Annotated in this window: 9 protein-coding genes; 3 read left to right on the top strand and 6 right to left on the bottom strand. The window is 69.0% G+C overall.

Going from position 1 to position 12190, the window contains the following annotated elements:
• Positions 1 to 16: 16 nt before the first annotated feature.
• The 4 genes from AZSI13_RS12940 to AZSI13_RS12925 are packed head-to-tail and all read right to left on the bottom strand — an operon-like array spanning position 17 to position 6489.
• Complete coding sequence (locus AZSI13_RS12940; protein ID WP_109041595.1) at positions 17 to 3148, bottom strand: efflux RND transporter permease subunit; 3132 nt, start codon at positions 3146 to 3148, stop codon at positions 17 to 19.
• A gap of 15 nt (positions 3149 to 3163) precedes the next feature.
• Positions 3164 to 4765 (bottom strand): efflux RND transporter periplasmic adaptor subunit, encoded by a 1602-nt coding sequence (locus AZSI13_RS12935; RefSeq protein WP_109041594.1) that lies wholly within the window; start codon positions 4763 to 4765, stop codon positions 3164 to 3166.
• Positions 4762 to 6072, bottom strand: coding sequence for a TolC family protein (locus AZSI13_RS12930; protein WP_109041593.1), 1311 nt, complete (start codon positions 6070 to 6072; stop codon positions 4762 to 4764). The genes AZSI13_RS12935 and AZSI13_RS12930 overlap by 4 nt, the downstream gene beginning before the upstream one ends.
• Before the next feature lie 57 nt (positions 6073 to 6129).
• Positions 6130 to 6489 carry a copper-binding protein gene (locus tag AZSI13_RS12925; RefSeq protein WP_109041592.1) on the bottom strand — a complete coding sequence of 120 codons (360 nt, stop codon included), beginning with the start codon at positions 6487 to 6489 and terminating at the stop codon, positions 6130 to 6132.
• A 172-nt stretch (positions 6490 to 6661) separates the two neighbouring features.
• Between AZSI13_RS12925 and AZSI13_RS12920 the strand changes: the two genes are divergently transcribed.
• From AZSI13_RS12920 to AZSI13_RS12910, 3 genes are all read left to right on the top strand, one after another.
• A complete protein-coding gene (locus AZSI13_RS12920) occupies positions 6662 to 7339 on the top strand; it encodes a heavy metal response regulator transcription factor (protein ID WP_109041591.1) in 678 nt (225 codons plus the stop codon).
• On the top strand, positions 7336 to 8790 hold the full coding sequence (locus AZSI13_RS12915) for a heavy metal sensor histidine kinase (RefSeq protein WP_109041590.1): 1455 nt from the start codon (positions 7336 to 7338) through the stop codon (positions 8788 to 8790). Before AZSI13_RS12920 ends, AZSI13_RS12915 begins: the two co-directional genes overlap by 4 nt.
• A 69-nt stretch (positions 8791 to 8859) precedes the next feature.
• Positions 8860 to 9351 carry a hypothetical protein gene (locus AZSI13_RS12910; protein ID WP_109041589.1) on the top strand — a complete coding sequence of 164 codons (492 nt, stop codon included), beginning with the start codon at positions 8860 to 8862 and terminating at the stop codon, positions 9349 to 9351.
• Between the two features lie 212 nt (positions 9352 to 9563).
• Here the strand turns inward: AZSI13_RS12910 and AZSI13_RS12905 are convergent, their stop codons facing one another.
• Together AZSI13_RS12905 and AZSI13_RS12900 are read right to left on the bottom strand one after the other, a co-directional pair.
• Positions 9564 to 10112 (bottom strand): M48 family metallopeptidase, encoded by a 549-nt coding sequence (locus tag AZSI13_RS12905; protein ID WP_109041588.1) that lies wholly within the window; start codon positions 10110 to 10112, stop codon positions 9564 to 9566.
• A complete protein-coding gene (locus AZSI13_RS12900; protein WP_201262385.1) occupies positions 10109 to 11995 on the bottom strand; it encodes a diguanylate cyclase in 1887 nt (628 codons plus the stop codon). The genes AZSI13_RS12905 and AZSI13_RS12900 overlap by 4 nt, the downstream gene beginning before the upstream one ends.
• Positions 11996 to 12190 lie beyond the last annotated feature (195 nt).

Genomic DNA, 12190 nt, shown 5'->3' with positions numbered 1-12190 from the left:
CACTCCTTCAGGGGAATCATTCGAGGCCCCGGGCCAGGCGCCATTCCTTGACCAGGGCGTAGAGGGCGGGGATCACCGCCAGAGTGAGGACGGTGGAGGAGATCATGCCCCCCACCATGGGCGCCGCGATGCGGCTCATCACTTCCGAACCGGCGCCCTGGCTCCACAGGATGGGCAGCAGGCCGGCCATGATGGCCACCACGGTCATCATCTTCGGCCGCACCCGTTCCACCGCCCCTTCCATGATGGCGGCGTAGAGGTCGGCCACGCTCGGCGTACGGCCTTCGCTCTGGCGTTGGGTTTTCAGGGCTTCCCAGGCATGGTCCAGGTAGATCAGCATGACCACCCCGGTTTCCGCCGCCACCCCGGCCAGGGCGATGAAGCCCACGGCCACCGCCACCGACAGGTGGTAGCCCAGCAGCCACATCAGCCACACCCCGCCCACCAGGGCGAAGGGCACCGAGAGCATGACGATGAGGGTCTCGGTAAGGCGGCGGAAGTTGAGGTAGAGCAGCAGGAAAATGATCAGCAGGGTGAAGGGCACCACCAGCTTCATCTTGGCCACGGCCCGCTCCATGGATTCGAACTGGCCGCTCCAGGTGGCGTAGTAGCCGGGGGGAAATTTCACTTTCTCGTTCACCGCCTGGCGGGCCTCGGCCACATAGCTGCCGATGTCCCGCTCCCGGATGTCCACGAAAATGTAGGCGGAGAGCAGGGCGTTCTCGGTGCGGATGCCCGGGGCGCCCTGGGCGATCTCCACCCGGGCCAGCTGGCCCAGGGGCACCATGGCGCCCTCCGGCGTCGGCACCAGCACTTCCCGGGCGATCTGCTGGGGGTCGCTGCGCAGTTCCCGGGGGTAGCGCACCGTGACGTTGAAGCGCTCCCGCCCTTCCACCGTGGTAGTCACCGCCTCGCCCCCCAGGGCGGTGCCGATGACCTCCTGCAACTCGCCCACCGAGAGGCCGTAGCGGGCCAGCTGCTCGCGCCGGGGCTCGATGTTGAGGTAGTAGCCGCCGGTAATGCGTTCGGCGAAGGCCGAGGTGGTGCCGGGCACGCTCTTCACCACCGCCTCGATCTCCCGGGCCAGCTTTTCCATCTCGTTCAGGTCCTTGCCGAAGACCTTGATGCCGATGGGGGTGCGGATGCCGGTGGACAGCATGTCGATGCGGGCCTTGATGGGCATGGTCCAGGCATTGGAAATGCCGGGGAACTGCAGGGCCTGGTCCAGTTCGGCGATGAGCTTGTCGATGTTCATGCCGTCGCGCCATTCCGACTCGGGCTTGAGGTTGATGACCGTCTCGAACATCTCGGTGGGTGCCGGATCGGTGGCGGTGTTGGCGCGGCCGGCCTTGCCGTACACCGAGGCTACTTCGGGGAAACTCTTGATGATCTTGTTCTGGGTCTGCAGCAGCTCCGCTGCCTTGGTGATGGACATGCCGGGCAGGGAGGCGGGCATGTAGAAGAGGGTGCCCTCGTTCAAGGTGGGCATGAATTCCGACCCCAGGCGGCTGGCCGGGTAGAGGGAGACCAGCAGGGTCAGCAGGGCGGCGCCGATGGTGGCCTTCTTCCAGCCCATGACCCCGGCGATGACCGGCCGATAAATGCGGATGAGGAAGCGGTTCACCGGGTTCTGGGCCTCCGGCAGGATGCGGCCGCGGATGAAGAGCAGCATCAGCACCGGCACCAGGGTCACCGAGAGCAGGGCGGCGCCGGCCATGGCGAAGGTCTTGGTGTAGGCCAGGGGCGAGAACAGGCGCCCCTCCTGGGCCTCCAGGGTGAACACCGGGAGGAAGGAGACGGTGATGATGAGCAGGGAGAAGAACAGGGCCGGCCCCACCTCGCGGCAGGCGGCCAGCATGGCCTCGCTGCGTTCGCCGAGGCTGGCGCCTTCGCCCAGGCGTTCCAGATGCTTGTGGGCGTTTTCGATCATGACGATGGCCGCATCCACCATGGCGCCGATGGCAATGGCGATGCCCCCCAGGCTCATCAGGTTGGAGTTCATGCCCAGGAGGCGCATGGCGATGAAAGCCATCAGCACCCCCACCGGCAGCATGACGATGGCCACCAGGGCGCTGCGCACGTGCATGAGGAAGACGACGCAGACCAGGGCGACGATCAGGCTTTCCTCCGCCAGGGTACGCTTCAAGGTGTCGATGGCGCGGTGAATGAGGTCCGAACGGTCGTACACCGCTTCGATGCTCACCCCTTCGGGCAGGCCGGAAGAGACTTCGGCGATTTTCTCCTTGAGGTTGTGGATCACCTCCAGGGCATTCTGGCCGTAGCGGGCCATGGCGATGCCGGAGACCACCTCTCCCTCGCCGTTGAGTTCGGCGACGCCCCGGCGCTCGTCGGGCACCAGCTCCACCCGCGCCACGTCACGGATCAGCACCGGCGTGCCCTTGTCGGCCTTCACCACCAGGTTCTCGATGTCGGCGGCGCCCCGCAGGTAGCCCCGGCCCCGCACCATGTATTCGGTCTCGGCCATTTCCACCACCCGGCCGCCCACGTCCCGGTTGGAATCCCGCACCGCCTGGGAGACCTTGCTCAGGGGGATGCCGTAGGCCCGCAGCTTCACCGGGTCCACCGTCACCTGATAGGTCTGCACGAAGCCGCCGATGGAGGCCACCTCGGCGACGCCGTGGGCCTTGGTCAGCTGGTAGCGCAGGTACCAGTCCTGCAGGGTGCGCAGTTCGGCCAGGGTCTTGTCCTTGGCCAGCACGGCGTACTGGTACACCCAGCCCACGCCGGTGGCGTCAGGCCCCAGCTGGGGCGTCACCCCGGCGGGCATGCGGCCGGCGGCGGCGTTGAGGTATTCCAGCACCCGGGAGCGGGCCCAGTAGATGTCGGTGCCGTCCTCGAAAATCACATAGACGAAGGAGGCGCCGAAGAAAGAGAAGCCCCGCACCACCTTGGATTTCGGCACCGACAGCATGGCCGTGGTCAGCGGGTAGGTGACCTGGTCCTCCACCACCTGGGGCGCCTGCCCCGGGGCCTCGGTGTAGACGATGACCTGCACGTCGGAGAGGTCCGGCAGGGCGTCCAGGGGCGTCTTCACCACCGCGACGATGCCGCCGATGATCAGGAAGAGGGTGGCCAGCAGCACCAGGAAACGGTTGCGGCCCGACCAGTCGATGAGCTTGCCCAGCATGTCGTCTCCCCGCGCCTAGTGCTTGCCGTGGGCGCTATGGTCGGCCACGGCGGCAGCCGGGGACGTTGCCTGTGGCGTGACGGCGGTGATGACCCATTCCCCCTGGCCCCGTTCGACGAATTCGAAGCGCACCACGACCCCGGGCTTCAGCTGTTGCAGCAGGGCGCTGTTGGCCGCCTTGAACTCCATGGTCATGGCGGGCCACTTGAGACTGGCCACCGGGCCGTGGCTGATGCTGACGCTGCCGGACTGGGCATCCACCTCTTCCACCTTGCCGTCGGCCTGGTGGCCCACGCCGGCCGCGGCTTTGCTGCCCGGGCGGGCGGCGCTGCCGGCATCGGCCGCCGTCATGGCGCCCAGGGCGGCCTTGAGGTTGCTCTCGGCGTCGATGAGGAAGTTGGCGGCCACCACGACCGGCTCGCCTTCCTTGACCCCTGCCAGGACCTGCACCCGCTCGTCGCTACGGCGGCCCAGCTGCACTTCCCGGGGCTCGAAGCGGCCCTCGCCAATCTGCACCAGGACAATGCGGCGGCGGCCGCTGTCGATGACGGCAGAATTGGGCACGGTGACCACGGCGCCCGCCCCATGAGGCTCCTCGAGGGTCACCTGGGCGAACATGCCGGGCTTGAGCAGCAGCCTGGGGTTGGCCAGCTCGATGCGCACCTGCACGCTGCGGGTTTCGGGCCGCAGGGTGGGGTAGACGTAAGCCACCTTGCCGGTGAATGGTTCTTCCGGGTAGGCATCCACCGTCACCTGGGCCGGGCTGCCGACTTTCACCCGGCGGATGTCCTGCTCGAAGACGTCGGCCATGACCCAGACGGAGGAGAGATCGGCGATCTGGTAAAGGGCTTCGCCCGGGCCAAAGCGCATACCCTGCACCGCCTTCTTCTCGGTCACCACGCCGCTCACCGGGGAATGGAAGGTGAGGCTGCGGCGGGCGGCGCCGGACTTGGCCAGAGCCTTGACCTGGGCTTCCGGCACATCCCAGTTGCGCAGGCGGGCCAGGCTGGCCTCGGCCAGCTGCTGCATACCGGCCTGGGCTTCGCCGCCGGCGCTCTTCAAGGCATCCACCCCCTGGGCGGCGATGGCGTATTCCCGCTGGGCCGAGACCAGCTCCGGGCTGTACACCTCGAACAGGGGCTGGCCCTTGGCCACGGCCTGGCCGGTGGCATTCACGTGCAGTCGTTCCACATAGCCCTCGAACTTGGGGGCGATGGCATAGCTGCGGCCTTCGTTGGCCTCGATGCGGCCGGCGGCCCGCACCGTGCCGCCCAGGTTTTCCAGGCGGGCGGCCTCGCTGCGCACCCCCAGCTTCTGCACCTTCTCGGGGGAGATGCGCAGGCTGCCGGCGGCGCCCTCCGCGGCCGGCTCCTCCCCGGCATAGACGGGGATGTAGTCCATGCCCATGGGGTCCTTCTTCGGTACTGGGGATGTGTCGGGCAGGCCCATGGGGTTGCGGTAATAGAGCACCTGGCGGGCCTGGCCGGCAGGTGCCGGCGTGGCACTGCCGGCGGGAGCGCCCGGGGTGCGCTGGCCGGCCCAGTAGCCGGCGCCGGCGGCGATGGCCGCGACTGCAATGACGGGCAGCAGCCGGGCGGCGGACGGACGGGAACTCATGGGGCTTCTCCGAGGATTTTTTCGATTTCGGCAAGGCGGACCTGGCCTTCGGCCCGGGCGCGAATCTGGTTGAGGCGGGCCTGGCGGATCTGCCGCTGGGCATCGAGCAGGGTGGCGAAATCCACCTTGCCGTTTTCGTAGCCGGCCAGGGCGGAGCGGAAGGTCAGCTCGGCCTGGGGCAGCAGGCTCTCGGCAGCCAGCCCTTCGCTGCGGCGGGCCGCCTCCAGGCCGGCGACGTTTTCCGCCAGCTCGGCCAGGATCTGGTTGGCGGTGGCCTCGCCCCGGGCCCGGGCGGCGGCCAGCATGGCGTCCGCTTCCCGTTCCTGGGCGCGGCGACTGGCCTGCTGCAGGGGAATGTTGAGTTCCACCATCAGCTCCCATTCCTTCACCGCATTCTGGTACTGGATGGGGGAAACGCCGAAGGTGAAATCCGGGTAGCGGTTCTTGTAGGCCAGCTCCCGGCTTTTCTCCGCTGCCTTGATGCGGGAGCCCTCGGCATTGAGCATGGGGTTGTGGGCCCGGGCCCGGTCTTCCAGGGCGGCGTGGTCGAGGCGGGCCGGCGCCGGCAGGGCGCGCAGGCGCTCCGGCAGGGCCAGGGGCGCCATGGCGGGGCGGCCGAGGAGGGCGTTGAGGCGGGTCTGCAGGTGGTGCTGTTCCGTGTCCACCGCAATCAGCTCGTTACGCAGGCCGGTCTGTTCCACCTGGGCGCGGATGACGTCCTGCTGGGGCGCCAGGCCGCCGGCGTAGCGCACCTGGGCGACCTTTTCCAGGCGCACCAGCAGATCCAGGTTCTCCCGGGCCAGGCGCTCGTTCTCGGCGAGGAAATAGCGCTGGGCGTAGGCCGTCTTGATCTTCGCCTCCACCTCGCGCCAGGCGCCAAAGGCCCGGCCCTTGGCGCCCTCGGCCTCCAGCTCGGCCACTTCCCGCTTCAGGTCCCGCTTGCCGAACCAGGGCACGTCCTGCATCACCAGATAGCGGGTGCTGCCGACCCGGTTGGGCGCCAGGGTGGCATTCTGCTCGCCCATGCGGGTGATGTCCCGCAGCTCGGTGCGCAGCCGCGGATCGGGCAGGGCGCCGGCGGGGGTGACGCGCTCCGCCGCCGCCTCGGCTTCATAGCGCAGCACGGCTACCTCCGGATTTTTCTCCCGGGCCAGGGCCAGCAGGCTCTCCACATCGGCCCCGGGCGGCGGCTCCGCCGCAACGGCCAGGCCACCACCAGCCAGGGCAGCGGCCAGGACAGCCCAGGCTGGGGGGCACAGGGACAGGGTCCGCAAGTGCAGGGGACGCAAAAATAGGGGCGTATTCATGGCAGCGCCTCCGCGGCAATCAGAAAAGTGGGAGCGGTGGAAATGCGGGGGGCAGGCTTACTTGGCGGCTTCGATACGCACCAGGGTCATCACCCCGGCCACGTCGTCCACGGCAAAGCGGATTTTCTGGCCCGGCTGAAACTGGCGCAGCCAGGCGGCCTCCTTCACCGGGAAGGCCATGGTCATGGCCGGCATACCGTTGGGCAGGGGGCCGTGGGCCACGGTGAGCTTGCCGCTGGCCTTGTCGGCTTTCTTCAGCACGCCGTCGCTGAGGACGGAGGCGGCGGACTGGCTGGCCGGCGCCGCACCGTGCTGGCCGTGATGGGCATGGTCGGCTGCCCACAGCGGCGCAGCCGCCAGACCAAGAACGAGACACAGGGCGGCAGAAAAGCGGGAAGGCTGGGCGCGCTTGAACATGAAGGACTCCGCAACAGGAAGGAAGGCAAATGAAGGCATTGAGCCGGAATGGTCGCCAGTGTGGCGGCTGGCGCCCTACGCCAGGCTGACCGGAACATTACATTTCTGTAATCTTCAAGGCCGGCGGGGCCTGCCGGCGCACAATGGCGGCCGTGGAACGAAGGGAAGAACGATGAAAATCCTGGTGGTGGAAGACGAGCCGAAGACCGGGGATTACCTGAAGCAGGGCCTGGCCGAGGCCGGCTTCGTCGTGGACCTGGCACGCAACGGCCTGGACGGCCTGCATCTGGCCCTCAGCGAGGCCTACGATCTGGCGGTGCTCGACGTGATGCTGCCGGGCATCGACGGCTGGCAGGTATTGCAGGGCATTCGCCGGGCTGGCCGCGACCTGCCGGTGCTCTTCCTCACTGCCCGGGACGCGGTGGACGACCGGGTCAAGGGCCTGGAGTTGGGGGCAGACGATTACCTGGTCAAGCCCTTCGCCTTCTCCGAATTGCTGGCCCGCATCCGCACCCTGCTGCGGCGGGGCGGCAAGGCCAAGGAGGCGGACGTGCTGCGGGCCGCCGACCTGGAGCTGGACCTGCTGCGCCGCCGGGTCAGCCGGGGCGGCCAGAAGATCGACCTGACGGCCAAGGAATTTTCCCTGCTGGAACTGCTGCTGCGCCGCCAGGGCGAAGTGCTGCCCCGCTCCCTCATTGCCTCCCAGGTCTGGGACATGAATTTCGACAGCGACACCAACGTCATCGAAGTGGCGGTGCGCCGCCTGCGGGCCAAGGTGGACGACGGCTTCGAGCCCAAGCTGATCCGCACCGTGCGGGGCATGGGCTACGTGCTCGAGGAGGCGCCGTGAGCCAGGGCCGGGGCCGCTCCCTCACCTGGCGCCTGACCCTGCTGTTCGCTGCCGTCTCCAGCGGCGTGCTGCTGCTCCTGGGGCTGGTGGTGGGCCAGCTGGTGGCGCGCCACTTCGAGGAGCTGGACATGGCCCTGCTGGAAAGCAAGCTGGCCCTGGCCCGCCACGTGCTGGCCGACAGCCGCAACGAGGCCGACCTGGCCCGTCTGCCGGCCCGCCTGGACGAAGCCATGGTGGGCCACCAGGGGCTGGCACTGGCGGTGTGGGACGGCGCAGGCCAACAGCGTTACGCCACCCCCGGCGCTGCCTTTCCAGCGGACCTGGATGGCGACGAGGCGGCCCCGGCCAGCGGCAGCGCGCCGCCCCGGCGCTGGCAGGCCGACGACGGGCGCCAGTTCCGCAGCATCGCCGGCCGCGCCGCCACCGCCTTGCCGGACGGCATGGCCTGGCGGGTGGCCGTTTCCGCCGATCTCAGTCACCACGAACATTTCATGCACGACTTCCGCGCCGCCCTGTGGCGCATCGTCGGCCTCGCCGCCCTGGCCAGCGGCCTGCTCGGCTGGCTGGCCGCCCGCCGCGGCCTGGCGCCCTTGCAGGCCATCGGTCGGGACACGGCGGACATCACCGCCCGGCATCTGGACCGGCGCCTGCCGGTGGCGGCCCTGCCGACGGAAGTGGCGGCCCTGGCGGCCACCCTCAACGCCATGCTGGAACGCCTGGAAGACTCCTTCCGCCGCCTCTCAGAATTTTCCTCGGACCTGGCCCACGAACTGCGCACCCCGGTGAGCAACCTGCTCACCCAGACCCAGGTGACCCTGGCCCGCCCCCGCACGGCGGCGGAATACCAGGAGGTGCTGGCCTCCAACGCGGAGGAGTTCGAGCGCCTCTCCCGCAGCATTGCCGACATGCTCTTCCTGGCCAAGGCCGACAACGAGCTGATCATTCCCCGCCAGGAGCCGGTGGACCTGGCGGCGGAGGCCGCCAGCCTGCTGGAGTTCTACGAGGCCCTGGCGGAGGAGAAGGAAATCCGCCTCGCCGCCCGGGGCGCGGCGACGGTATGGGGAGACCGCCTGATGCTGCGCCGGGCCCTGGGCAACCTGCTCTCCAACGCCGTGCGCCACACGCCGGCGGGTGGCGAGATCACCCTGACGGTGGCGCTGGAAGGGGAGGGAGCAACGGGCCAAACACCCCCCGCCGCCGTGCTGCGGGTAGCCAACACCGGCCCGGCCATTGGCGCGGAGCACCTGCCGCGCCTCTTCGACCGCTTCTACCGCGCCGACCCGGCCCGCCAGCATCTGGGGGAAGGCGCCGGCCTGGGCCTGGCCATCACCCGCTCCATCGCCCGGGCCCACGGCGGCGAGGTGGCGGTGCATTGCGCCGGAGGCTGGACGACCTTCGAAATCCGCCTGCCGAGCGGCGAAATTCCGCCTGCCGACCCGGCTAGGCCTTAGAATGCACCCCTTTCCCGGGGCATCACCCGCTGCGCCCCTTGCACCACGCCCCCGCACAAAGGTTTCCCCATGAGCAAAATCCACGACGTCGACGCCCTCCTCATCCTCGCTACCGGCATGGCCGCCAAACGCCGGCCGGCAGACCTGGTCGAGATCATGGCGGCCATCGACTTCCTGCAGGGCAACATCCCCGGTGAAGCCAAGCTGAGCGAGGCTTTTGCCCGCCTCTCCGCCCAGGGCCTGATCCTCGCCGCAGCGGAAGGCTATCAGTTGAGCCCGGCGGCGGAAGCCATGGTCAGCGACCTGCCGAAGAAGGGGGAAACGGAGGAAAAGCTCTTCCGCGTGAAGGACAACCTCTCCACCCATGCCGCCAGCGGTACCGCGCCGGACGCCCTGGCCGTCAGCGCCGACGAGATCAAGGCCGCCATCCAGGCCCATCGCCAGGCCGGCCAGGGCGCCGGGCGCAACCTGCTGATGCCCAAGCCGAAGCCCGCCGAAGAGCAGCGCCGCCCCGGGCTGCGCCAGCGCCGGCCGATGCCGAAGAGCCGCCCCCGCCGCTGAGCGGCCGACGGCCCCAGCCGTGGCGCGGCGGGGCCGTGCTTGCGTCCGCGCTTTCAAGTCCGCTGCAAAAGTTTGCTTTCCAGCCCCCGGCCCAATGCGCTGCCGGGCCCGTTTCCGGGTCCCGCAGCAGGCACCGCTTCGACCCGGCTCCTTCAGGAGCCAACAGGGCAGCGGCCCCACCACCCCCACCATCCCTCTTCCCCAGCCAGCGCTTAGTCCGCGACGTCTTCCCTGCCGCCGCCCCATAGGGGGCTGCCCCCCGCTTCCAGGTAGCAAAGGTAAGCCCGCAGATCGAATTCCAGCTGGTGGTAATCCGGCGCCAGATGCCGGCAGAGCTGGTAGAAGGCCTTGTCGTGTTCCCGTTCCTTGAGATGGGCCAGTTCGTGGGCGACGATCATGCGCAGGAAGGCTTCCGGCGCGTCCCGAAACAGGGCGGCGATGCGGATTTCCCGTTTCGCCTTGAGCCGGCCGCCTTGCACCCGGGCCACCGTGGTATGGGTGCCCAGGGCATTGCGCAGATCCTGCAGCTTGCTGTCGAAGGCCACCTTGCTGGGAGTTTCCGCCTGGCGCAGATGGCGGGCCTTGAGGGCCAGCACGTAATCGTAGAGGGCCCGGTCGGTGCGCACCTCATGGGCCTCCGGGTAGCGTTCCCGCAGCCAGGGGCCGAGACGGCCCTGGTCGATCAGGTGCTGCACCCGCTCCGCCAGTTCGGCGGGGTAGCCGGCCAGGTAGTCCGCCGCCCGGCGGGTAGCGCCACTCACACCGCCACCTCCGGCACCTTCAGGACGACGCAGTTGCGGCCCCGGGCCTTGGCGGCGTAGAGGGCCTCATCGGCCAGACGGAAGGCCTGGTCCAGGCTCGCACCGGACTCCTGACCGAGGCAGGTGGCGCCGATGCTGACGGTAAAGCCGAGATCGCCCTCGCCCACCAGCACCCGGCATTGGCGCACTGCCGCCAGCAGGCGCTCCCCCACCTCCAGTGCCCCCTCCGGCCCGGTCTCGGGCAGGACGATGCCGAATTCCTCGCCCCCCAGGCGCCCCAGCACGTCGGAGGTGCGCAGCTGAGCGGCCAGGCAGCGGGCCAGGGCCTGCAGTACCCGATCCCCCACCGGATGGCCGTAGCTGTCGTTGATGTTCTTGAACTTGTCCGCATCCAGCAGCAGCAGGGTCAGGGGACGCCGATGGCGCAGGGCCAGGGCGGCCAGCCGCTCCGCCTCGCCGGTGAAGGCGCGGCGGTTGAGGGTGCCGGTCAGGCCGTCGGTGGTGGCCAGGCGCTGCAGCTCCTGCTCCACCCGCTTGCGTTCGCCGATGTCGCGGATGATGCCGACGTGCAATCGCCGTTCGCCGATCTGGGCGCTGCCCACGGTGACTTCGACGGGGAACTCCCGCCCATCCTTGTGCCGCGCCATCACTTCCAGACTCCTGGCGGCCAGGCGGCTCGCGTCGCCGGTACCGGCGGCCTGCACCCGGGGACCATGGCGGGCGGCTTCCGCCTCGGGCATGAGCAGGTTGAGGCTCTGGCCCAGGACTTCCTCGGTGGTGTAGCCGAACATCGCGGCGGCGGCATTGTTGAACTCGACGATGCAACTCTCGTCGTCGATCACCACCACCGCGTCCATGGCTGTGTTCATGAACAAACGGGCCCGGGTTTCGCTGCGGGTGAGGGCTTCGGTGCGACGGGCCACCCGCTCTTCGAGGCGCAGGTTGGCCTCGGCCAGTTCGGCCAGGGCCTGGCGGCGACGCTGGGCCTGGCGCCAGGCGTAGAAGGTGATGCCGGCCAGGGCCAGGTTGCTGCCCAGCCCCAGCAGCAGGTATTCCGCCAGGCTGTGCTGCCAAGGCACCAGCACCGCCGGCAGGTCGGCACTGGCAGCCACCACCAGGGGATAGCGGTCGGAGCTGTCATAGGCGGCCAGGCCCGGACTTTCGTCGAGCAGGCGCAGGCCGTCACCCTGGCCTTCGGGGGCCGCCGGCAGCAGGGTCTGCACCAGGGGGCTGGCCTGCCAGCGCTGGGCCAGGCAGTCGGACTGGCGGGGCAGGCAGGCCAGGGCCTCACCACTGCGCAGCAGCAGGGTGAGGCGGAAGCCGGGCGGCAGGGTTTGCTCGGAAATGAGGTGCTGCAAGGCTTCGGGATCGATGCCGGCGGCGGCCACGCCGAGGAAGCGCTCGCCATCGCTGCTCAGGCGGTGACTGATGGGAATGATGGGGTAGTCGTCCACCCGGGAGAGGATGGCCGGGCTGATGTGCAGGCCGCCATCCCAGTTATCGTGGGAGGCCTGGAAGTATTCCCGGTTGCTGACGTTGAGCCGGGGAGCGGGGAACTCGGTGGAAATCTCGGCCAGGGAACCGTCGTCCCGCACCAGGAAAAGCAGGTGCAGACCGGCGGTGATGGCGTGGCGGCGCACCAGCAGGCGGTGGAGATCCAGGTCTGGCGTGGGCCGCAGGCCCTCCCGGGAGCCGATGACTTCGCCGATGCCGGTCAGCGTGCGCTCGTAGATATTGAAGGTCTGCTCGGCCCGCCCCAGCACCACCTGGCTGGCGGTGCGCAGCACTTCCCGGGCCTGTTGCAGGGCCTGCTCCCGGTTGCGCTGGACCATGGACCACAGCTGGGCATCCACCACCAGCAGCAATGCCAGCAGCGGCAGCAACCATCGCCATGCCCGTATTGCTTTGCCCATAATCGTTCTCAGGTGGTTTTCTCAGGCTACTTTAATGGGGTCAATGCTCGCGGAACGCCAAAAATTTCCGTCGGCAGGCCTTTAACTGGGGGTTTTGCTGCCAAAACCCGGGCTTTTCCCCGGGTGTGGTGGGGTATTTTTCCGGGCATACTGGGCCCAGTCAAA

This window comes from Azospira sp. I13, from assembly GCF_003112695.1.
GTDB lineage: Bacteria > Pseudomonadota > Gammaproteobacteria > Burkholderiales > Rhodocyclaceae > Azospira.
Note: the sequence above shows the minus strand (reverse complement) of the source record. Positions and strands in the feature narration are given on the sequence as shown.